The sequence below is a fragment of the Candidatus Dependentiae bacterium genome (assembly GCA_020431705.1).
In the GTDB taxonomy this organism is placed as follows: domain Bacteria; phylum Babelota; class Babeliae; order Babelales; family Vermiphilaceae; genus JAGQHQ01.
In genome coordinates this window covers 57,701-81,061 of record JAGQHQ010000004.1, presented here as the reverse complement: position 1 = coordinate 81,061, position 23,361 = coordinate 57,701, and the positions used below count along the sequence as shown (strand labels likewise).

At 35.1% G+C, this 23,361-nt stretch carries 23 protein-coding genes; 15 read left to right on the top strand and 8 right to left on the bottom strand.

The annotated features are described in order from the left end of the window. Nucleotides 1-129 precede the first annotated feature (129 nt). From KC460_02170 to KC460_02155, 4 genes are all read left to right on the top strand, one after another. Entirely contained in the window at nt 130-441 is a 312-nt protein-coding gene (locus tag KC460_02170; GenBank protein ID MCA9770154.1) for a hypothetical protein, read from the top strand. Between the two features lie 289 nt (nt 442-730). Continuing rightward, complete coding sequence (locus KC460_02165; GenBank protein ID MCA9770153.1) at nt 731-991, top strand: hypothetical protein; 261 nt, start codon at nt 731-733, stop codon at nt 989-991. Nucleotides 992-1,131: 140 nt separating this feature from the next. Next, nucleotides 1,132-1,872 (top strand): tRNA pseudouridine(38-40) synthase TruA, encoded by a 741-nt coding sequence (gene truA, locus KC460_02160; protein ID MCA9770152.1) that lies wholly within the window; start codon nt 1,132-1,134, stop codon nt 1,870-1,872. A 46-nt stretch (nt 1,873-1,918) separates the two neighbouring features. Then, on the top strand, nt 1,919-2,524 hold the full coding sequence (locus tag KC460_02155; protein MCA9770151.1) for an N-acetyltransferase: 606 nt from the start codon (nt 1,919-1,921) through the stop codon (nt 2,522-2,524). On the opposite strand, the gene gpmI is transcribed toward KC460_02155, so the two are convergent. Next, nucleotides 2,521-4,017: a 2,3-bisphosphoglycerate-independent phosphoglycerate mutase gene (gene gpmI / locus KC460_02150; GenBank protein ID MCA9770150.1), complete on the bottom strand. Its 1,497-nt coding sequence runs from the start codon at nt 4,015-4,017 to the stop codon at nt 2,521-2,523. The two genes, KC460_02155 and gpmI, sit on opposite strands and share 4 nt — an antisense overlap. 113 nt (nt 4,018-4,130) lie before the next feature. Here gpmI and KC460_02145 point away from each other — a divergent pair, with 113 nt between their 5' ends. The 3 genes from KC460_02145 (at nt 4,131) to KC460_02135 (ending at nt 6,236) form a co-directional block, all read left to right on the top strand. After that, on the top strand, nt 4,131-4,499 hold the full coding sequence (locus KC460_02145; GenBank protein MCA9770149.1) for a hypothetical protein: 369 nt from the start codon (nt 4,131-4,133) through the stop codon (nt 4,497-4,499). Further along, nucleotides 4,486-5,244 (top strand): RsmE family RNA methyltransferase, encoded by a 759-nt coding sequence (locus tag KC460_02140; GenBank protein MCA9770148.1) that lies wholly within the window; start codon nt 4,486-4,488, stop codon nt 5,242-5,244. Before KC460_02145 ends, KC460_02140 begins: the two co-directional genes overlap by 14 nt. Nucleotides 5,245-5,330: 86 nt before the next feature. Beyond that, on the top strand, nt 5,331-6,236 hold the full coding sequence (locus tag KC460_02135) for an ankyrin repeat domain-containing protein (protein ID MCA9770147.1): 906 nt from the start codon (nt 5,331-5,333) through the stop codon (nt 6,234-6,236). 29 nt (nt 6,237-6,265) lie between these two features. Here the strand turns inward: KC460_02135 and tsaB are convergent, their stop codons facing one another. The 3 genes from tsaB to ruvX form a co-directional block, all read right to left on the bottom strand. Continuing rightward, nucleotides 6,266-6,919, bottom strand: a complete 654-nt coding sequence (gene tsaB, locus KC460_02130) for a tRNA (adenosine(37)-N6)-threonylcarbamoyltransferase complex dimerization subunit type 1 TsaB (GenBank protein ID MCA9770146.1) — start codon at nt 6,917-6,919, stop codon at nt 6,266-6,268. Nucleotides 6,920-6,925: 6 nt separating this feature from the next. Continuing rightward, nucleotides 6,926-7,105, bottom strand: a complete 180-nt coding sequence (locus tag KC460_02125) for a hypothetical protein (GenBank protein ID MCA9770145.1) — start codon at nt 7,103-7,105, stop codon at nt 6,926-6,928. Nucleotides 7,106-7,197: 92 nt separating this feature from the next. Next, on the bottom strand, nt 7,198-7,608 hold the full coding sequence (gene ruvX, locus KC460_02120; GenBank protein MCA9770144.1) for a Holliday junction resolvase RuvX: 411 nt from the start codon (nt 7,606-7,608) through the stop codon (nt 7,198-7,200). Nucleotides 7,609-7,671: 63 nt separating this feature from the next. Here ruvX and KC460_02115 point away from each other — a divergent pair, with 63 nt between their 5' ends. The 5 genes from KC460_02115 to KC460_02095 all read left to right on the top strand — a co-directional run bounded on the left by KC460_02115 (nt 7,672) and on the right by KC460_02095 (nt 15,627). Beyond that, complete coding sequence (locus tag KC460_02115) at nt 7,672-9,009, top strand: sodium:alanine symporter family protein (protein ID MCA9770143.1); 1,338 nt, start codon at nt 7,672-7,674, stop codon at nt 9,007-9,009. After that, nucleotides 8,996-10,438, top strand: coding sequence for a UDP-N-acetylmuramoyl-L-alanyl-D-glutamate--2,6-diaminopimelate ligase (locus tag KC460_02110; GenBank protein MCA9770142.1), 1,443 nt, complete (start codon nt 8,996-8,998; stop codon nt 10,436-10,438). Before KC460_02115 ends, KC460_02110 begins: the two co-directional genes overlap by 14 nt. Nucleotides 10,439-10,646: 208 nt before the next feature. Next, on the top strand, nt 10,647-12,620 hold the full coding sequence (locus tag KC460_02105) for a sodium-translocating pyrophosphatase (GenBank protein ID MCA9770141.1): 1,974 nt from the start codon (nt 10,647-10,649) through the stop codon (nt 12,618-12,620). Nucleotides 12,621-13,120: 500 nt separating this feature from the next. Further along, nucleotides 13,121-14,395 (top strand): DUF1343 domain-containing protein, encoded by a 1,275-nt coding sequence (locus KC460_02100; protein ID MCA9770140.1) that lies wholly within the window; start codon nt 13,121-13,123, stop codon nt 14,393-14,395. Next, the gene (locus tag KC460_02095) at nt 14,392-15,627 is read left to right on the top strand and encodes a DUF1343 domain-containing protein (protein MCA9770139.1); all 1,236 of its coding nucleotides are present in this window, start codon (nt 14,392-14,394) and stop codon (nt 15,625-15,627) included. Before KC460_02100 ends, KC460_02095 begins: the two co-directional genes overlap by 4 nt. Here the strand turns inward: KC460_02095 and KC460_02090 are convergent. Further along, nucleotides 15,624-16,382: a thioredoxin fold domain-containing protein gene (locus tag KC460_02090; protein MCA9770138.1), complete on the bottom strand. Its 759-nt coding sequence runs from the start codon at nt 16,380-16,382 to the stop codon at nt 15,624-15,626. The two genes, KC460_02095 and KC460_02090, sit on opposite strands and share 4 nt — an antisense overlap. A 503-nt stretch (nt 16,383-16,885) precedes the next feature. Here KC460_02090 and KC460_02085 point away from each other — a divergent pair. Next, nucleotides 16,886-19,606: a ribonucleoside-diphosphate reductase subunit alpha gene (locus tag KC460_02085; protein ID MCA9770137.1), complete on the top strand. Its 2,721-nt coding sequence runs from the start codon at nt 16,886-16,888 to the stop codon at nt 19,604-19,606. A gap of 13 nt (nt 19,607-19,619) precedes the next feature. Beyond that, a complete protein-coding gene (locus KC460_02080) occupies nt 19,620-20,624 on the top strand; it encodes a ribonucleotide-diphosphate reductase subunit beta (protein ID MCA9770136.1) in 1,005 nt (334 codons plus the stop codon). Between the two features lie 139 nt (nt 20,625-20,763). Here the strand turns inward: KC460_02080 and KC460_02075 are convergent, their stop codons facing one another. The 3 genes from KC460_02075 to KC460_02065 form a co-directional block, all read right to left on the bottom strand. Then, entirely contained in the window at nt 20,764-21,372 is a 609-nt protein-coding gene (locus KC460_02075) for a hypothetical protein (protein MCA9770135.1), read from the bottom strand. A gap of 114 nt (nt 21,373-21,486) precedes the next feature. Beyond that, entirely contained in the window at nt 21,487-21,981 is a 495-nt protein-coding gene (locus KC460_02070; GenBank protein ID MCA9770134.1) for a hypothetical protein, read from the bottom strand. Nucleotides 21,982-22,073: 92 nt separating this feature from the next. Beyond that, entirely contained in the window at nt 22,074-22,457 is a 384-nt protein-coding gene (locus KC460_02065) for a thioredoxin family protein (GenBank protein MCA9770133.1), read from the bottom strand. 254 nt (nt 22,458-22,711) lie between these two features. On the opposite strand from KC460_02065, the gene KC460_02060 reads away from it, so the two are divergent. Beyond that, nucleotides 22,712-23,356, top strand: a complete 645-nt coding sequence (locus KC460_02060) for a hypothetical protein (GenBank protein MCA9770132.1) — start codon at nt 22,712-22,714, stop codon at nt 23,354-23,356. Nucleotides 23,357-23,361 lie beyond the last annotated feature (5 nt).

The following is a 23,361-nucleotide window of genomic DNA, read 5'->3' as shown; positions in this document are numbered from 1 at the left end:
AGGGAGTACATTAAAAATCAATAAACTTTTGAAGGGCTATGAAAAGCGGTGGCTTTTAAGCCACCCGTGCATTTACTGATATATTAAACATTCGTAATAATTTGTATTAAATTTTATTGAGGATTCGTTATGAAAAAAATATTTTTAGCCATTACATTGTTTACTGGTTGTTCAATGGGTTTTTTTACTACAGCATTTTCGAATGGTCATAGTGCGGAAGAGCATCGTAGAGACGGTGATTGCAAAGAAAAAAAGAACCTGAGTGTTATGACAAAGGAGAATCTAATTTCTTATGCTAATTTTTTAGAAAAGCAATTAGAGGTTGAAAAGAATAAAAAGAGCAGCAAATTGAAGATTTGTGGAGCGTTGTTTGCAGCTGCTGTTTTAGGTGGTGGAATCCTGTATAAGGTTGTTCCAACTGCGATAAGTTTCTTAAAGTAATAGCATTAAATTATTTAGTTAAAGTTCTTTGGATAGCTGGCGAGGTATTTTTATTCGATGGAATAAGAAAGTTGAAAACTATATATCGGTAGTAATCCAAATTACCGATATATTCTATACTTTGAGTTATATTTTCTACCTTTGAATTGTACTAAAAATAGGGGCTAGGCAAGGTGTTTATGAATTTTGGGATAGATTCTTAAATGTGCCATTATATCCAACGGTTATTCTGTAGGGGTTCAATGTAAAAAAGATATTTTTAGCCATTACATTGTGTGCTAGTTGTTCAATGGGTTCTTTTACTACAGCATTTTCGAATGGTTATAGTACAAAAAAGCATCGTGGAGAAGGAGATTGCAAAGAAAAAAAGAATCTGAATACTATGACAAGAGAGAATCTAATTTCGTATGCTAATGATTTAGAAAAGCAGTTAGAGGTTGAGAAGAACAATAAGAGTGGTAAATCTTTAACTATATTAGGGGGTCGTTTGTTAACATATGGTTTTAAATTTGGATGTAGTGTTATGCTTTTTCTTTTTTTTCATATTTGATAAATCGATTTGTTGGTCCTACATTATATCTTCAACCAGATTCTCATATAGAACCATGAAGATTTATGTGTGTGTGTTAAGCGCGGAGAGCCTTTTTGATTTTAGCCTTGAAAGAATTGTGGAAAATTATCTTTTAATCTATGAAACAATATAGACTAATCGTTGCATATGACGGAACAGATTATTGTGGCTGGCAGGTACAAGTGTTACAAAAATCGATTGCACAAGAGATGCAAGATGCTTTTGAGCGTGTATTTGGCCAATCAATTAGATTATTGGGTGCATCGCGTACCGATGCGGGTGTGCATGCACTTGGTCAAGTCGCTGTTTTTAAAATTAATATACAGGTAAATACACAAAAAATGTTATTTGCCTGGAATAATGTGTTGCCACAAAGTATACGAATAATTTCTATCGAAGAAGTTACTGATAATTTTCATCCCTATCGTAATAAAACAGAAAAAACGTACTGGTACAATTTTTTTACAGATCAACCGTTACCATTTGCTACACGGTATGGATGGTATGTGCGCAAAAAGATTGATATGCAAAAGCTCAGGCAATGCTTGAAAGTTTTTCAGGGAACGCATGATTTCGCGTCATTTTGTACGAAAAATGAAAAAGAAAATACTGTGCGTACAATTAATAGCATTAATCTTGAATACGTGAAAGAATTTAATTGTTATCGAATCGAAGTAAAAGGTCCTGGTTTTTTACGGCACATGATTCGCCGTATTGTAGGCGCAAGTCTTATAGTTGCAACAAGGCTTGATTTGACGGTACAATACATGCAAGAGTTATTAAATGAACAAAATCCAAATAATGCGATGCTAACGGCCCCAGCATGCGGATTGTTTTTGAAGAGTGTTGAATATTTGTAGTTACCGTATGATGATTGGGTAGATGGATATATTGAGAAAGACAATTATGAAAATACAGAGGGTGCAGATAAAGGCTATTCTTTTAGTAGTAGCAATTATGCTTGGTGGGGGTATTTCTTATTATTATTATCATCAAAAAAATAATCATGTATATGCACATAGCATAATTGATTTTGACTATAACCGTGATGCGCAAGATATTATGCAGTTAATGAAAGACAATTGGTATTGGTTAATTGCAGAAACAAAAAAGGATGCACCGGCTGATTTGAGTAAATTTAACGTTGAGCATATGCTTAGAACAAAATCGCCAAATGACTATAATCCTGAATATTTTGGTAAATTGAACATCAGAGTAATGAGAGACAAAGAGGGTTTTAAAGGTTTTGTTGCTTATTACAAAAAAAGCTTTTATAAAGGTCAATTACTTTTTATTGCGGTTAGCAAACAGTTTAGAGAGCGTGGTTATGGAAAAATTCTTGCACAATATGTTCTTGATGAGTTTAAAAGAATGGGTGTATTTCGTGTTCGGTTAATAACACGTGTAGATAATTTACCTGCTCAAGCGGTGTATAAAAAACTTGGTTTTAAGCAAGTATGGACTGACGGTACCTATCTCGATTTTGAAGTATTGCTTGATAAACAAAATTAGTTGGGTGATTCCATTATTTTTAAAACAAAATTTTTAATATCAGAAAGTTTTCTTAAATTAGATAAATCAATATTTTTATAATCGTGCCCTATATATAAAAACGGTACGGGGTTAGTTGTGTGTGCAGTGCGTGGCTGTTGTGTTTTTTTATCAAACATAACTTCGGCGTTACCATGATCTGAAGTAATAATCATAATGCCATTCATTTTTTCTATAGCGGTTTTATACAGGTGAGCTAGTTGTGTGTCCAAATATTCAATTGCCTTGATGGTTGCTGGCAAATTTCCCGAATGGGCAACCATGTCTGCGTTTGCATAGTTAATTAAATAGAAATTAGTGGGAGCATTTTTAAGCGAGTGTACAATAGCCTCAGTGATTTTTTCTGCAGACATCTGAGGATGATCAACATAGTTTTTTTTCGGGAGTGATGGAATGAGTACTTGTGTTTCTCCCGGTAGTGCCTGTTCTTGTCCGCCACTAAAAAAGTACGTGACATGTGCATATTTTTCTGTTTCTGCAATAGTAAAAATAGTTTTGCCGGATTTGCTGAGTATATGCTTGAGTGTATTTTTTAATGGTTGTCTGGCAAAAAGTACTGTTGTGTTGATATTTTTGTTGTATGCAACTGGCGTAATAAAGAATGTAAGATTAATTTTTTTTGTTGAAAAATGAGAAAAATGTTTATCAATAAATGCTTTTGTTAGCTGACGTGCTCGGTCGGGTCGAAAATTAAAGAAAAGTATACCATCTCCGTTTTGTATTATTGCATCAGAGCTTAATAATGTTGGCGGTATAAATTCGTCAGTTATATTTTTTGTGTAATAATACTCAAGTACCTCAGACCAGTGGACAAATGTGGGTTCTATTTGCTCAGTAAGTACTCGGTAGCTCTTTTGAGTACGTTTCCAGTTATTGTCTCGGTCCATTGCATAAAAGCGCCCGTGTAATGAGCCAATGATAACGTTTGACATACTTTTTATATATTCTGAAAGTTGCTCGAGATAATATTTACCTGATTTTGGTGGTGTGTCGCGCCCATCTAAAAAAGGATGAATGACTATTTTTTGTATCTTGTGTTCACGAGCTGCTTTAATATATGCAAAAAGATGTTTGATATGGCTGTGTACACCAGCATCAGAAAGTAGACCAAAAATATGAAGTATTTTCTTTGAATGGGTAAGTTTTGTAAGAGCTTCTGTTAGCTTTTTATTCTTAAAAAAAGAACCAGTATCGATTGCTGAGTGAATGACTGCAACAGCTTGCGGGACAACGGCACCTGCGCCGATAGTTAAATGACCAACTTCTGAATTACCAATATATCCACCAAGCAAACCAACAGCTTTACCAGATGAATCAAGTACAGTATGTGGATATGTGGAAAACCAACTATTTAAATGTGGTGTATGTGCTTGAGCAATCGCATTGTATTTTTTTTCACTACTATACCCAAAACCATCCAAGATAACTAATAAAACAGGTTTTTTATTGCTCAAAATAGTCTCCTTTTCACTTTGTTATAGTATACTCAAATTTTGTTCATTGCATACTTACAATAAGATGCTAATTTATGCTAAAATGTATGAAGATAAAAATATTTAGGAATTAGATGAAACGTCTATGGTTATTATATATGTGCCTGAGTGTTGTTAGTGAAGTTCAAGCAAAATTTCAGAATAGCACTGATGGTATTCGCGAATGTGATGTACCAATTGAGATACATGAAACTCCTGATGAGTTATTTAGAGATTTTTTTGATGAGGACATTGATGAACTAATGGAGTGTCGTACAATAGATTTTAGCAAACCACCACAACCATCTCCGTTTATGGTGCTATTGCGAAGGATTGGTACTCCTCTTTTTTTACACTATGTTACGTTTTATGTGTATGTGCGTAATTGGGTTCGTTGGTTAAAATCAAAAGCATTGCGACGTGAATATATTCCTGTCGGCAGTCAGCATTATGAGCAACTTTAAACATATATTTAGCTTATATTACCCAACATTATCTATTTTTTATGAGTCCTTAGCGATCAATGGTGCTACTGTGCTTGATGATAAGGCGTTATGCAGTAGAATAGTATCTGTTTTACGCCTCAAAAAAGGCAACCGTCTTATTTTGTTTGATCGATTTGTGTATGCGTGTGTTGAACTTCAGGAAGTTGATAAAAAAAAATGTATTGCGCAGTTAATTGAAAAAAAAGAAAACACAATAGTGGGTCCTAATGTTACCGTTTTATTGCCACTTCTCAAAAAAGATGATCTTGAAAAAGCAATTTATGATGTTACTGCTGTTGGTGTAGCAAATGTTCAATTAATGATTACTGAAAAAGTGCAACGCATATGGGGTGAGCAAAAAGAATATGATCGGCTTATAAAAATTATGATTGCTGCTGCAGAGCAATCTAAGTGTTATACTTTTGCGCGTTTACAGAAGCCTATGTGCTTTTTTAATTTCTTTTCTACAGCTCTTATAAAAGATTCAACTAATATTTTTGCAGATCCGATCGGCCAATCATTTTTTGATACTATGGAAAATCTGAAAAACAAGCAGCCAAAAGAAATTATTCTTTTTATTGGTCCAGAAGGAGACATAACTGCTCAAGAAAAAGAATATCTTAAGGAGCATAGATTTATTTTTTGCAAACTAACGCCTACTGTTTTGCGAGCTCGTCAAGCAATTGGTCTATTGGCAGGAGCAGTAAGATCGATAATGTATTGAATCTAAAGATTTCCCTGAGATACACTAAAATCATCTGTTGTAGCTAACAAGTTGTGTATGTTATTAAATAAATAACGGGGGAGTATATGAAGTGTCGCTTTAGAGATATTCATATTTTATTAGGAAGTTTATTGATTTTCATTGGTGTTGTCAGTATTGTGCACGGTATAAAAAAAACTCACCAAGAAAATGTGGGAGGTTTAGGTACACTTAGTCCAAAGGACGCGTTCTGGCAGCTATCATTACTTATTGCTTCTCGCAGCGTAGAAAAAATAGCAGAATCTCTTTCTGACGTTGTTCCAGAAAAAGCACAGGCAATTGTGCAGGAGATTATTCAAGACGAGCAATCTACGTTAACACGAAATGATGAACTAGAATTAATCTTTGCACTTGCATTGCAGTACCCAAATCAGTTAAAAGAGCAAGCGCTATTTTTTGATCTTATTGCAAAAAATAAAGATCTGTATGTTGGCGGTGCACCAATTTTATTTATTGCAGCAAAAAGTGATTATCAGCGAGTGGTGCCTGCATTGCTTGAGTGGGCGCAAATACATAAAAAGGAATTGCTCGATGAGCTTTCAAAAGAAACATTGCTATATATTATAAAATATAATAAGTTTCAGGAATTTGTTCGCTTGTATGATTATGGTTTGTTGTTGGCACCAGAACAGGCAACCGAGTTGCTATGGCAAGCGGTGAATAATAACAACAGTGCCCAGTTTGTTCTATTTTTGGTGGATGTTGGTGCAGATATTAACTATGTTTATAAAAATAGATATACATCACTTATTCGTGCAACAGAGTTAAATAATTATGATGTAGTAAAAGCCATTTTAAATGCTATCAAGCAGCGCAGCAAAAATAAAAAGGCTATGATAAGAGCAGTTAATATGATTCCTGATCCGGCTGTTGGCTCTGCGTTGCAAATTGCCGTGCGCAATCAATTTGGCAAAATTGATTTATTGCTTCGTGAATATGGTGCGCGTGAGTAGATTATAGTTATTTTTTGTTATGTTGTTCTTTAACTAAATTGCTGCTCTTTGATATAAAGCGGCATGATTTGGTACATAATATCTTCTTGTTGTATCCATTTTTGTAATGCCATAGAAGCGATTTGTTCTATTGAGCAATGTAGTGGTAATGGAGAGGGAATAATCGCTTGGGCATTAAGTATATCTTTAATATTTTCTTGATGAAGTTCGGTTCCATTTCCTAAAAAACGAATAGGATTACTACCAAAAATTTTTTTGAGCTCCTGCAATATCAAGTCAATATTTTTATAGCCTTGATGTTTGTCTGTTGCAAAATACACGTCTTGCCCAAACGCATTTAACAAAATAACGGTATGTGGATAATCAGGGTTTTTATATTCTTGCAAAAAAGCATCAAGACAATTAATACCAATTAGGGGTGTGCCTGCAGCAAAACTAATTCCATTGATTGTGGTAATTACTGTACGGAGCGTTGTAAACGGGCCAGGGCCTTTATTAATACAAATGAAGTTAATATCAGCTAATTTCAGATTGTTACCCAGTAGTAATGAATCGATCAAAGGGATAAGATTTTTACTCGCCCTATACTTATGTTCTTGATGTTGCGCAATGAGAGAGTCATCATTATAGAGGGCGATTTGAACATGTTGATACGTACTGTTTATTGCTAAAAATGATGCCATATGTGTCTAGTTATTGTTTTTACATTTCTGTTGTTGATAAAAAATACTAAATGCATCAAATTCGATGGTTTTTTCCTTTTTTAAGACGATTTTTCCACAATTGAGACATTTCCAGCCGTCAAAATTAAGAAAATGGTCAAAAAAAGACTGAAGGACCATCAACCCTCCGCACTTTTTGCACTTCATTGCTTCCCCTTTGCTTCACTATCTCTTTTTTAAAAACATACTATGTTCAACTTGCAAATGTCAACAGTTTTGTTGCTAAAAAATGCTTATTTTTAGGTATTTTTACGGATACTGAGATGTGTCAAATAACTGTCTAAAATAAACGATGCCGCAATTGCGTGAGATTTAATTTTTTCTTCTTTAGTTCGAGTTTTTTTGATTTTTTGTGCTCGCTTACTGCTTAGTCGCTCGTCCCATAAAAGCCATTTTACTGACGAAATCGCTGTTTCGAGCTTCTGCTTTAAGGCAACAATTTTTTGAGTTTGCTTGCTCTCAGTACCGCGCATTGTTTTTGGATAGCCAACAACAATCGTGCCAATTGATTGTTCTGAAAGTATTTCAGTAATTTTTTGTAGTAAGTTGTGTGTTGCTATAGTTGTGTAAGGTTTGGCAAACATGCCGAGTGAATCAGAAATTGCAATACCTGTCCAGGAATCCCCTATGTCAAGGGCTAAAGTCTTCATATAATTTAATATAGTGCTAAAATAAAAAAAGTATATTTTTAACTTTTTATTCCTGGAGGCGCAGTGGGTATTTCTGTGTTTATTGATCAGGTGCTTGAATTGTTGATGGGTTGGCCATTGATTATGTATGTGATAGCAATCAGTGCCTTGTGTACTGTTGCTTTTAAGTGTATTCAAATTACAAATTTTTTTACATCGATAAAAAATACATTTACACCCTCAATATCTCAAGAAAAATCTACTGATGCTGATATGACACCGTTTCAAGCTTTTATGAATAGTTTAAATTCTGCAATTGGAAATGGAAGTATTGGTGGTGTTGCAGTGGCAATCGCAGTTGGTGGTCCGGGCGCTGTATTTTGGATAGTTATTGTTGGTTTGCTGCTGATGGCAATGCGTTTTGCTGAAATTTATTTGACAACTTATTTTGGCCCTAAGAAAATGGGTGGTGCTATTCTTGGTGGTCCGATGGTATATTTACATCATGTTATTGGCGGTAGATATTTGGCCTATATTTATGCACTTTTTTGCGTTTTTTTTGGTTTTATTGGTGGCAGTGCGATCCAAACAAATACCATTGGTTTGAGTGTCTCTACTACATGGGGTATTCCTGCCTGGATCAATGCTGTGATGTTGACTGTGTTTGTTGCATATATTGTTTTGGGTGGTGCTTCTCGCATCATTCAAGCCTCTATGCGTATTGTACCAGTAAAAGTGGTAGTATTTTTTGTTTCAAGTCTTACTATTCTAGCATATCACCACCAGTCCCTGGTTTCTGCGTTGCAGCTAATTGTAAAAAGTGCATTTTCTCCAGTAGCTGTTGCAGGTGGACTTATGGGATTTACGATTCAACAGGCTATGCGTGCGGGTATAAATGCTGTAGTTTTTGCTACTGAAGCAGGAATTGGTACTGCTGCCATTGTATATGGTGGTTCAGAGAGTAAAGAACCGATTGCAGATAGTATTGGTTCTATGCTTGGTGTATTTATCAGCACGACTGTTTGTTTCTTGGTAGCTATGTGTATTATTGCCAGTGGTGTGTGGAATAGCGGGTTGACGAGTACTGCACTTACTGTTGCTGCATATAATTCTACGTTTAGTTGGTTTGGTGGCTGGTTGGTTACTTTTTTGTCTACTACATTTGGTATGGGTGTATTGGTAACGTATGCATATATTACTCGTGCCGTGTGGCTTTATTTAACTGGTGGCAAGGGGCAACGAATATTTACTGTTTTATATTGTCTGTTTGCTTTTATGGGTGCATTGCTTAAAGTTGATATGCTTTGGAAGTTAACTGATATTACAAATGTACTATTATTAATTGTAAATTTATTTGGTATTGTTATGTTACTTCCATTAATTGTTAGAGGCATTGCAGCATATCATAGTGAAAAAAGATAACATTATTTTTCCAAAAACATTTCCTGTAACTGGCCATACGAATTATGTGGGGCCAGGTTCTACATTTATAGCTATCAAGGGTGAAAAGCAAAATGGCATTGACTATATTGCTCGAGCGCTTACAAGAGGGGCTATAAACATTGTTGTACAGCAAGATGTTGAGTTGTCAGGTGAGTTGATTTGGCTTATTAAAAAAAATAATGCAGTGTTAACTCAAGTTGAAAATGCTCGTTTGACGTTAGCTCAGCTTAGTGCACAGGCAGCTGGTTATCCATCACGATTGGTAAAAATTATTGGTATTACTGGGACAAAAGGTAAAACAACGACATCATTTTTATTAGAGCATATGCTCAAAACAGCCGGTTACAAAACAGCACTGTTGAGCACTATTAAAAATAAAATTCTTGATACTGATTTTAAGGCGGAGCTAACAACACATCAACCGGATTATTTACATCAATTTTTTATGTTGTGTGTAAAAAACGGTGTTGAATATGTGGTAATGGAAGTTGCTGCTCAAGCGCTTTCATTACATCGTGTTGCGACGATAGAATTTGATGGTATTATTTTTACCAATTTTGCACAAGAGCATGCAGAATTTTACGCTTCAATGGAGGAGTATTTTGCTGCAAAATGCTTGATTTTTGAGCAAATTAAAAGTAATACGCCGGTGTTAATTAATGCCGATGATGAGTGGTTGAATGATTATGTGTTTAGCAATACAGTGATTTATACTTACTCTTTGCACAAAAGAGACGCTTTTTTCTGTGCGTATGACTATGAAATATATCCATTTTTAACTTTTGTGTTCAAATCAAATCATTTAAAAGCGAATAAACAATATCGCTTTGAGTGTCCGTACATCATAGGACAATTTAATATTTATAATTGTTTAGCAGCCAGTAGTATGGCAACTAGTTTAGGTGTATCACCAGAATCAATACAGCGAGCATTACAATCATTTAAACCATTGCCAGGAAGATTGGATCGATATCAATTACCAAATGGTGCTCTGTGTTTTATTGACTATGCACATAATCCCAGTTCGTATCAAGCAGTACTTTCTTTACTAAAAAAAATTACCAATCATTTAATCGTGGTGTTTGGTGCTGGTGGAAATAAAGATAAAACAAAACGGCCAATGATGGGGTGTATTGCTTCACAGTATGCAGATATATTGGTATTAACGTCTGATAATCCACGCACAGAAGATCCACAAGCGATTTTAAATGATATTTTGGTAGGGATTTCTCCTCAAAAAAGGGTTATATGCGAATTAGACAGAGAGATAGCAATTACAATTGCTTATAGATTATCGCATTCTGGCTCTGTAATTGCAGTGCTCGGCAAGGGACCAGATGAATATCAAATTATTGGTGCAACATTTCATTATTTTAGTGATAAGAAAGTTGTACTATCATTACGTTGATATTTAATTAGAGGTTTCACATCGTGCTTTAAGAATGAGAAAAATACGGATAACTATAAATAATAGGTGTTCGGATTATAAAATAATCCCATGAATTTTGACAAAAAAATCTCGCGCAAGTACCATAATCAGGGTGTCGCACTGGTTGTTATCACCCATTATTGTTGTATAAAAATTTTTCAGCCGAAATAGGTATAAGGTAATCAAAATGGAAATGATTCATTTTTTTGGTGCAGTCGTTGGTGCTTCAACACTTGGTTTTGCTATCGTTGCATTTCTATTAGCTCGTATTCGCGCACAAAAAGTTGATCATGAAAAAGCTCGTAGTATAGCTAATGCTATTCGTGCAGGTGCGATGACATTCTTGGCAGAAGAATATAAAATTATTGCTATTGTGTCTGCAGTGGTTGCGGGCTTGATCGGCTGGTTTATGTCTCCTTACGCTGCGATGTTTTTTATATTTGGTGCACTTCTTTCTATGGGTTGTGGCTTTGTTGGTATGCGTGCCGCAACTGATGCGAATGTACGTACCACGCTTGCAGCCAAGGAAAAAGGTGAGCATGCGGCTTTTTTAGTATCATTTTTTGGTGGTGGTGTGATGGGTTTTGCTGTGGCAAGTTGTGGTTTGATCGGACTTGGCACTATTTTTTATTTCTTTTTTGATCATCCGATGTTTATAAATTTTTTGACCAGTTTTAGTTTGGGTGCAAGTTTAATTGCATTTTTTGCACGTGTTGGCGGTGGTATTTATACTAAAGCGGCTGATGTTGGTGCTGATTTAGTTGGTAAAGTAGAGGCTGGTATTCCAGAAGATGACCCTCGTAATCCAGCTGTTATTGCAGATAATGTTGGTGATTGTGTTGGTGATACTGCTGGTATGGGCGCTGATATTTATGAATCATATGTTGGTGCAATGGTTTCTTCTGCTATTTTAGCGCTTGCAGCGTATGGTACTAACTTGGGCTATGCTACATTGCCGATTATGCTTGCAGTTATTGGTATGTTTAGCTCGATTATTGGTTTATTTTCTAATTTGTTTTTACGTCATGAACCGGCAAAAATGTTACATAATGCGACATACATTTCTATTGGATTGTTTATGGCTGGTGCGTATAGTTATATTTCTTATTTAGGATTGGGAACGCCACTCTTTATTTCTGTTGTTCTTGGGTGTGTTGCAGGTGTGGTTATTGGATTAGTTACAGAATATTATACGGCAAAAAAACCTATTAGAGATATTGCCGAAAGTTCACAGTCTGGCGCAGCAACAAACTTAATTTATGGTCTTTCTATTGGTATGCAATCAACACGTGAGCCCATTATTATTTTATCGGCATTGGTATTGCTGGCATTTGTGTATGGTGGCGGATTGTTTGGTGTCTCTATTGCCGCAATTTCTATGTTGGCAACGGTAGGTATTACTATGACGGTTGATGCTTATGGTCCAATTGCGGATAATGCTGGTGGTATTGCAGAGATGGCAGGTTTTGGTGAGTCGGTAAGGAATATTACCGATAAACTTGATTCGCTTGGCAATACAACTGCCGCAATGGGTAAAGGATTTGCGACTGGTTCTGCATTATTGACAGCTCTTGCGATGTTTAATGCATATGCAAAACAAGCAGGATTGGATATGTTAGATGTTACCGATCCATTTGTATTGGTTGGCGTATTTATCGGTGGTGTAATGCCATTTGTGATTTCTGCTAATACTATGCGTTCTGTTGGTAAAGCTGCACTACAGATGGTTATGGAAGTACGCAGACAATTTAAAGAAATGCCTGGTATTATGAAAGGTACACAATTACCTGATTATGAGCGCTGTATTGCAATTAGTACACATGCATCACTTCGCGAAATGATGATTCCTGGCATTATGACCATTACTGTTCCAGTGTTAGTGTTTTTTGCATTAGGAAAAGCGGCACTAGGTGGTATGCTTGTTGGAGCAACTGTTGCGGGTGTATTACTTGCACTTATGATGGCAAATGGTGGTGGTGCATGGGATAACGCAAAAAAATATATTGAATCAGGGCATTTTGGCGGTAAAGGCTCTGATGCGCATAAAGCAGCAGTTATTGGTGATACTGTTGGAGATCCGTTTAAAGATACATCTGGACCAGCGCTTAATATTTTGATTAAGTTAATGTCTGTGGTTTCTTTATTGCTTATTTTGCTGTAAATAGATCTTTGGTTATTTCTTGACTGGTTGTTTGGCTTATTTTTGTGTGCTTTACTAATATGTATGAAAGTTTTTGGTGATAGTTCTTAATTGCCCTAGATGTATTACATGCTAGCAAAAATTGTGAAAGTTAATACTCCAAGACGTTTTTTCTATTAGTTATCAAATAAAGGGCAGTGGTTATAATTGGAGCGAAAATGTTCCATTAGGAAAACTGGAAATTTCAGTAAGCTGTATAAAACGCAGCGTTAAAAAATAGTTCGTAAACAAAAATAATATATTTTGTATGAAAATACTCAAATTATTTTGAGTGTTAGTTAGAAATTAAAAAACTTTTTTATGCTCCAATATTCTATTTTTATAATTTTTTGTTTTTAAAAATTTTTATTAGAAATTTCTTGATACTGTATATTCATGCTTGCTACCATTAAATTATGTATTGCGGTAGGAGTAGTATGAGGTTTATAAAAAGGTACGTATGATCTATAAAGGAGCGAGTAATGATTCGGGGGGCAGTGCGTGTAATTGATTCTATTTGTGCGGTCTTAAAAGTGTTTTTTCTTTTTCTTTTTGCGTTGTTTCTTCCCAGAATTTTTTTGTATCAAGTCACGAGACAAAAGCTAACCGTTGATGATGAGTTACGATTTAAACTTGGTCTTGAAAATATTACTTCTTCTTTTTTAAAAGATCTAACTGGTACGCAAGATCATTCTTGCTCTATTGGTTTGATTACCAACCAAACAGGAAAAGATCAAAAAGGTTGCTCTAATATTGATGTTTTACGCAGTAAAGGATTGTTGGTTACAAAAATTTTTACTCCAGAACATGGATTTAGCTGTTGTAATATGCAAAATACAACCATTCCTGTAATTAGTTTATATGACAAAAAACAACATAAGGTTCTTGATAGGCAGTTATTGGATGATATAGATGTGCTTATATTTGATATTCAAGATGCGGGCATGCGGCATTATAGTTATATTGATACACTTTTACATACTATTAAAGCAGCCGCATCTTACAATAAATTATTAGTTGTATTGGATCGTCCAAACTTATTGGGTGCCTCTATGGAGGGTACTATTCTTGCGCATGGTGATGAGCAAACAAACATACCAATTCCGGTGAGATACGGCATGACTGTTGGTGAGATTGCACGTTATTTGAATAATCAAGTAGTTAGTAGTCCAGCACAATTGCATGTGGTTCCTATGAGTAATTATGATCGTCATGCATGGGCAGGAAATTTACCGTGCCAACTTTCTCCTAATATTGCGACACTCGATTCATGCTATGGATACAGCTTTTTGGGATTAATAGGTGAGGTTGTACCATTTGATATTGGTATTGGTACTGATAAAGCATTTCAATGTATTTTATTACCTGAATCGCTCAATTTTTCCAAAAAAAAATGGTATGAACTGCAGGTCGTATTGAAAAAGCTGGGAGTAGAAAGTACATTCTATCGGTATTTTAGTCAGCGTAAAAAGCAATACTGCTCTGGCTTGCGATTATGTATTTCTAATATTGATCAATTTTCTTCATTCAATACATTGCTTACAATATTGCAATTTTTTAAAGATACAGGTATTACACTTTCATTTTCGGAAAACTTTGATACCGCATTAGGTGGGACACAAGTACGTGAATTTTTGGAAGGAAAAATTGAGAAAAATATTTTTGAGTATACTGTTAATAAAGAGCTAAAATTGTTTTTTAATAAGGCGAGTAGTTCATTTTTATACCAACCGTTACCTAAGGTGGTGATGGTATGAAAAAGTGTATTGTATTTTGCATTGCAACAGGAATTATATTTTTACATGCTCAAAAAAACTGCTCATTTAAACTAGGATTAGAAAATATACCAAACAATTTTGCTTACCAATTAAGAAAAAAAGGTATTAAGTCTGTTGGTTTAATTACTAATCAAACAGGTATTGATCAAGTAGGTAATCGAAATATAGATTTACTCCTTGAGCGAGGGATACCGCTGACTTATATTTTTGCACCAGAGCATGGTATCCAAGGTACGATTACTATGGAAAAAGAAGTGACTGACACAGTTGATGCAAAAACAAAATTGCCAGTTATTAGTTTGTATGGAAAATATACGGGTAAAAATTTTGATCTAGCAATAGTAAAAGAAATTGATTTGTTTATCTTCGACATTCAAGATATTGGTATGCGGCACTATACCTATATTTCTACGTTACTTGAATTATTGAAAATGGCCGAACAGCATAATAAATCAGTTGTGGTTTTTGATCGTCCCAATCCACTGGGTGCGCGTATGGAAGGGCCAGTTGTTGAGTCAGATTTAATTTCATTTATCTCTGCGGCCGCAATTCCTCTCAGGCATGGTATGACGGTTGGCGAGCTTGCTCGTTATTTTAATCGGTTTGTTCTTGAAAAACCAGTTCGGTTGCTGGTTGTTCCGATGAAGTATTATACAAGAAGTAGTTGTATGCGGATGTTGATTGCTGGTTTGTCACCAAATGTGCAAAATATTGGTTCATGTAGGGGTTATAGTTTTTTAGGGTTACTTGCAGAGGTCAGGCCGTTTGATGTTGCTATTGGAACTGATAAAGCGTTTCAGTGCATTTTACTTGACGATGAACTTGCCTTTGGGCAAGAAAAATGGGAGATCCTAAGTACACAATTAAAAAGATCTGGTATTGATTCAACATTTTATCGTTATTTTAGCTCACGTAAAAAAAAGCATTACAGTGGCCTGCGTCTTTCCATACCGGATATTAACAGAGTACGCTCTTTTGATGTTTTTATTTCCGTAATTCAATTTTTCAAAAACAATGGTGTGACAATACATTTTTCTCGTGAATTTGATAAGGCCATTGGTATCAAAAAGGTACGAACACTATTTAGCCAAGATACGAATACTTGTACATCTTTTTCACAACTTATACAAGAGACAAAAAATGGTGTACGTGCCTTTGCTCAGCGCGCACAGCCATCGTATTTATATAAACCACGACCCATTGTTGGTTAGCGACCAAATAGTCCCTTTATAATCTCAATTATTGCTTTTATTGATCCCGTAATAGCATTAATAATACCCATGATTATATTTTTAATCGAGTTAACAAAGCCATTTGCTTCTTCTGTTGTTTCTTGCACATCTTTCACGGTATCTTGCATTTGTTCTATAATACCAACTTCTTCTTGTTCTTCTTTTGGCTCACTCATTGTTTCATCGGCCATCTCATACATATCATCATCCATTTCTTGAGGCATTTGTTCTTGAGATTCTTGCATCATGTTTTCTGCTTGAGGCATTTCTTCACTTTGCATCATATCATCCATGCTCTGTGCAACATCAACTTGTGTAAGGTTGAATGTAGTACGTACTGTTGAGCGTAATGAATCTTGAAATTGATCAATATTTTTTACCCCAATTTCATTTTTAATTTTTTTGCCTTTATTGATATATAAAAAAGTTGGTACGCCCGTAATTTCGTGTTTTTTACTTAAGCTCATGTTTTTGTCTATATTTACTCGCGCAAAGGTAACATTCTTGAAATCGGGATCTTTAGCTACACTTTCGAAAGGTTTTTTCACCGTTTGGCATACACCGCACCAATCGGCAGAAAACTGAACAAGTGTTGGCTGTTTGTTTTCCATTACGTCTTTATTAAATTGTTTCTCATTCTGTATTTCAATAAAACGAGCTTTGGTCTGAAACAGAAAAAAAAGAGGGGGAAGTATAAATAAGATGGTTGATTTTGGTTTCAAGAATTTACTCATCATACACTCCTTATAGAATTCTATATAATACTTACATTATCAGCAGTTTATCATATGAGGCGAAAGTTTTGTCAATATATAGAAAATTTCTGATAGATGTTTAGTTTGAATTAGACTGTGTCTTATTTACTTATTCCTATTTATCCCGTTCGATATGTTCGATATAAATCCAGTGCCAATGCTGTTACTGCCAAGATGAGTCCATCTTATTTTTAAATTACAGGGTGAATTACAAAAAGCTCTTAGATAAATAAAAATTTAAGAATATATTTTGAAGAAAAAAATTTAAGAAAATATTTGATTCTCAAAACTTAACACGCTAAAGTGTGATACACTATCAGTTTATACGTTTTTTTATATTAGTAATAATTTTACAATTATTTATGCTCTCAAAACGCGCATTGTTTTGAGATGAAGAACTATATCATGTTCTAGAAAGGACGCTGAGATATGGCTATGGGCTTGTGTCGACTTTTATTAATCATAAATGGAAAGGAAGAGTAATGGACAGAACGCAGCAAAGCAAGTATGGATTAACAGGGCAGCATCCTATTTTTAGTACATTAACCGATGCATTGCATGTTACCCTTCAGGATAAAACTCGTGTGCCATTTGATCCGGTACGTATGCGGGAATCGGTTGTGTGGGCATCACGTGGCTATGAGGATGCAGTTTCTATTAATTTAATTATAAAAGAGATGTCTCGCACTATTTACGATGGCATTACGCCTACAGAATTAAATCAAGCCCTTTTTCTTGCTGCTACTGCATTTATTGAACGGGATCCAGCATATGGTTATGTAGCAACACGTTGCTTGCGCAAAAAACTTTTCAAGGAAGTTACTCGTTTTTCTATTACACGTTGTAACTATAAGCAAGAGTATAAGAAAGCATTTATTAATGCGATTAACAAAGGGTTACAGTATAATTTGTTTGATCAACGTTTGAAAGAGTTTGATATAGAAATATTGGCAGACAATCTGTGTATTGAGCGCGATGAACTTTTTGAATATATGGGCTTGCGAACGCTATATGAGCGCTATTTTGTAAAATATGAGGACACGTATCTTGAATTGCCGCAAATTTTTTGGATGCGTGTTGCCATGGGGCTTTGTTTACAAGAGAAAAACAAAATAGAAAAAACTATCGAATTTTATAATTTGATGTCTACTATGCGTTATGTACCAAGTACGCCAACCTTGTTACATGCAGCACTTAAGCGGCCACAACTCAGCTCATGCTATTTAACAACAGTAGAAGATGATTTAAAGCATATTTTTAAATGTATTGGTGATAATGCACAGCTTTCAAAGTGGTCTGGTGGGTTATCAAATGATTGGACAAATATTCGTGCTGTTGGTGCAAATATAGAAAGTATCAAGGTGGAAAGCCAAGGAGTAATTCCTTTTTTGCGTATTGCTAATGATACAACAGCAGCAATTAATAGAAGTGGTAAGCGGCGTTCTGCAGCTGTAGTATATTTGGAGACGTGGCATTTAGAAGTTGAAGATTTTCTTGATTTACGACGAAATACTGGTGACGAACGACGCCGTACACATGATATTAACACCGCAAACTGGATTCCTGATTTATTTATCAGGCGGGTTATTGAAGGTGGTACATGGACACTCTTTTCACCGCACGATGTACCAGATTTGCATCATATTTATGGTAAAGCATTTGAAAAAAGATATACAGAGTATGAACAAAAAACACAAAATGGTGAGATTGAACTTTTTAAAGTGATTGATGCAAAAAAATTGTGGCGAAAAATGCTCAGTAGATTATTTGAAACAGGGCATCCGTGGCTTACGTTTAAAGATCCATGTAATGTTCGTTCACCACAAGACCATGTTGGGGTAGTGCATAGTTCTAATTTATGTACAGAAATTACGCTTAATACATCAGCAGATGAAACTGCCGTATGTAACTTAGGATCAGTAAACTTAGGCTTACACATTATCGATGGCAAATTAGATGATATAATGCTTGCAAAAACAGTAACAACAGCAATGCGTATGCTTGATAATGTAATTGATATTAATTTTTATCCAACTAAAGAAGCAGAAAATGCAAACTTTAAACATCGTCCTGTTGGATTGGGGCAAATGGGTTTGCAAGATGCATTATATAAACTTGATATTACGTTTGATTCGCTACAAGCATTACAGTTTGCTGATGAAGTTTCAGAGAAAATATCGTACTATGCAATTTTAGCCTCATCTCAATTGGCAAGAGAGCGTGGCTCATATCAATCATATAAAGGTTCCAAATGGGATCGTGGTATTTTACCTAATGATACTATTGCATTACTTGAGCAAGAGCGTGGTACGTATATAGATGTGCCACGAGACGAGCGTTTGGATTGGGATGTTGTCCGTGATCATATCAAACAGTATGGCATGCGCAACGCTAACTGTATGGCTATTGCACCAACAGCGACTATTGCCAATATTTCTGGTTGTTTTCCATGTATAGAGCCAATTTACAAAAATCTGTATGTTAAGGCGAATATGAGTGGTGAGTTTACTGTTGTTAATAAATATTTAATAGAAGATCTTAAAAATCTTAATTTGTGGAATCGAGATATGCTTGATCAACTCAAATATTATGATGGTAGTGTGCAGATGATTGAGAGTATTCCTGATCATATTAAACATAAATATAAAGAATCATTTGAGCTTGATCCAGAGTGGATGATTGATATTTCTGCAGCACGTGGCCGTTGGTTAGACCAAAGCCAATCGCACAATGTATTCATGAGAGGTGTATCGGGTAAAAAATTACATGATATCTACATTCGTGCGTGGAAAAAAGGTCTTAAAACTACCTATTATTTACGTACACTTGGTGCAAGTCAGATTGAAAAATCGACACTTGATGCTAAAAAATTTGGCTTTACGCAAAAACGGGAGTATACAACTACTACCACCACTTTAGATGCAAGTGTAAAAAAGATGCAAAGAACTCATATAACTACAGTGGAAAATGATGGTACTAGAAATAGTTTTAGTAGTGTCGTTGGCGAAGCGGTTGACGTGCGCGTGAGTCAGAATGGTATGACTGTTGATATCGAACGAGCGGCTGCTTCGGTAACGATGGTCACCGGTAATGCATCAGTATTGAGTGATTCTGTCGGAGGTGAACTTGATAGTGATGATGATATTACTGAAGGTGTTCAGGCGTGCAGTATTGAAAATCAAGAATGTGATGTCTGTCAATAATGAGGAAGCAATAATGACAAAACAAGGAATTATTAATAATTCAACTGTAGATCCAAATAAAATTTTACCAATGCGCTATTTGTGGGCGCGTCAACATTATAAAAATGGTGTGGCAAATAACTGGACACCAGAAGAAGTTTCTATGCAAAAAGATATTGAGCAATGGAAATCAAATAATGTGTTGAGTGAATCAGAACGTCGTATGGTATTATGGAACATGGGTTTTTTCTCAACAGCAGAATCGCTAACTGCAAATAATTTGGTACTTGCTGTATATAAGCATGTAACCAATCCGGAGTGTCGTCAGTATTTATTGCGTCAAGCATATGAAGAAGCGGTACATACCGACACATTTATTTATTGTTGCGATTCATTCGGGTTGGATCCAGATGAAATTTATACCATGTATGAAACAATACCATCGATTAAAGAAAAAGATGATTTTGTTGTTGCATTAACAACATCGTTGTTTGATCCAACATTCACTACAGACACACTAGATAACATACAAAAGTTTGTGCATGATTTAATTGGTTATTACGTCATCATGGAGGGTATTTTCTTTTATGCTGGCTTTGCTATGATGCTTGCATTAAAGCGTCAAAATAAATTGGTTGGTGTCGGAGAGCAATTTGAGTATATCATGCGAGATGAGAGTATTCACTTAGCATTTGGGTGTGATTTAATAAATACTATTAAAGCCGAAAATCCAGAAATTTGGACTGTTGATTTTCAACAAGAGATTGTACACTTGATTAAGAAATCTGTCATTTTGGAAAAGCAGTATGCATTTGATGCTTGTCCAAAAGGGGTGCTTGGTATCAATGCGCAACAATTTGCTAATTATGTAGAATATATTGCGGATCGTCGTTTGGAGCGTATTGATTTGCCAAAGGTATATGGCAAAGAAAATCCATTACCATGGATGTCTCAGGCAACTGATCTAAACAAAGAAAAGAACTTTTTTGAAACTCGAGTTACAGAGTATCAGTCGGCAAGTTCACTTGAATGGGAGTGATATATTCTGTTTTGTCATAGCTCTTTGGCCAAGTGGCAAGTGATTCTATAATGAATTATATCGAATAATAACTAAAAAAACGGCAGGCTGCGTTAGCCTGCCGTTTTTTTAGTTATTATCTAAAGTAAATGATTTTCTGTTAATTTTGATCAAGGCCAAGGTGCTCAAGAATGTTTTCGTTGTGATCAACAATTCTCTTAGTATTAACTGTAATTGGATGTTTTACTCTTTTATGTATGAGCAATGAATGTGGTTTTCTTTGTATTGGATTTTCTGGTAGTTCGAAAGTGGCTGATATTATTCTTGCTCCCATTGCTTGTTTTTTTGTTAGTATACTTTTTTCCTGATTATTGTCTCTACTTATAGACATACTTCCTGTTGGTGGTAATATTTCTTGTTTTTGTTGTACTCTTTTGACACGATTTTTTATGTTGTGATAAAGGCCCTTTACTCCGTCTACTATCAAATTATCACCGATGAGATTCATAGGTAGTCCAATAACCCCACATAGTGTTGCCGAATAAAAATCTTGAGTGGTATCAGAGCCCAAAGGACTAGGTAATGTGCCAATTGCTGATGCCAATCCAATACTAAGAATAGGTATTGACACAAGAGTCAACATTCCCCCACCGATGGCTTTTACTGTGTTTTTAAGTGGTCCATTGTTTTCACCAGCTTGCACAAAACTTGCTGGTGCACAACTTAAACTGAATCCAAGTATTAATGGCAATACAAAACTCTTTTTCATAAACATCACCCCTTGTAAATTTGTGTATATTAAAAATTGGCGAAAATTACGAATGAGTGTACTTGTAAAAGATGAAAAAGTAAATTAGAAGGGATGAAATATGATGTTACATATTTAAGATTTTTTTATTTCATCTTCTGGTAATGGTAAATTATGCCATAATTTATATAAACGAGATAGACTTTTTTTAATGGTATCAGCACCAATTAATGCAAAAACAATGCCAAAACTGCTAAATAAACTACCGCCAAAGCCATCCAAAATTCGTTGAATTTCTGGAGCATTTTCATATGTTTCATTATTAAAAAGTGCTTGTTTTATTAAAAAAATACCAATAGTTGCAAAAAGTGCACCCATGCATGTCATAGTTCCACCCATTACTGCAACAGCTGTATTGCCCAATATTGTTTTTGGGGGTTTTTCAGGGCCATAGTAATGGCAATGCCCATATGAATCACAATAAAAAGGGTCAGGAGTACCGATGCCAACTGAATTAATATGGAGTGATGCTCTTTGCGAGGATTCGGCTACTTTTGCAGATAAAAAAGTCGAGCCTATGCTCAAAAGAAAAGCGAATAATAAAATATACGAAGGTTTTTGGTGTGCCATTAAAAAACTCCTTATAGTTTTGGTTGTTACGTTCTGAAACAAATAATGTTTTGCAAAACCACAAGGAGTGTAATAAGAGAATTATTACGTTGTCAAATTCCCCAGATGGCAGCAATGTTATTTTTTATAAAAGTAACAGTAACCGTTTTATTGTTACTACCATGTCGTGCCATTTCTTTTCCATCTTTGAAGTAAATAATTGTTGGCACAGTTCTAAAACCATATTCTGTTTTATAAAAAGTTTGATTACGACTGATTTCAATAAAGATAATGTTAATTTTATTGCCATATTCACGCTGAATTTGGCTCATAACTGGTAGCATATACTTGCAGTAGGGGCATGATGATGTATAAAACATGACAATTGCGTTATCATACCTTTTTTCTGTGTCTGCCACCGGCGATATAGAGCTTGTTATGCCCAAAAAGCCGATCAAAAGCAGCACTAAGAGATTATTTTTTATATAGTCAAACATGGTTCAAAATCCTTCTTTTTTAGTCTCAATACGTATGGTGTAGGTAAATAAGTACCCACATTTTACTCTTATGCCTAAATACGTTTACTAATACTATATTTTTCAGGATAACATTCTCTAAATTATTCATCAAAAGCCTCTCTTGGCTGTACTTTTAGACCAATCGGCCTATTGACAAATGGAAAAATTTTGGTACAATATATTATATGCTTTAGTTGCAGGTTGTATAATTTTGGTTATCTGGAGGTTATGTAATGAAGAAGATTCTATTTCTTGTTTCTGTCTTTTGCCTGCTTGTTGCAGCAGGAAATCTACAGGCTATGTATATTGCAGAGGTGAAATATTCTCCTGGTGTAGCAAAGCTTTATACAGTAACAGTTACTCCAAATGAAAAGACGTGTACTATTAAAAGATTAGGGGCTAGCGGTGATGGTATTGTTATTAGCTGTATAGGTGACAGCAATGCTCCATTAGTCAGACGGGAAGATAGTAAATGGATGGTTACTGTAGATAAAGGAATAGGGTTTTTTTTGATAACACTTTCTTTACGTGATGATAATGAAACTTTGAATGTATATGTTCATATTAAAAGACAATATAAATTTGAAGAATACAGACATAGTAATAGTTCTCATAGAAAAGAAAGTATTGAAAATGCATCTTCTGAAAAGATTCAATCACAAAAAAACATATTATGTCGCATCTTACGGTGGACAAAAAATAATCCAGTAAAATCTTGCCTAATTGGTGTATCTGTAGGCTTTATTTTGTACAAAGTTGTAAAAAGTGGTCTTGACAAGGTGATAATGGGATATACCCGTGGCCTATGGGCATACATTCCATATATTTCTGATAATGATAGTGGAGTGTTACAGCGGCTTATCGATAAATCAATATAGAGGTT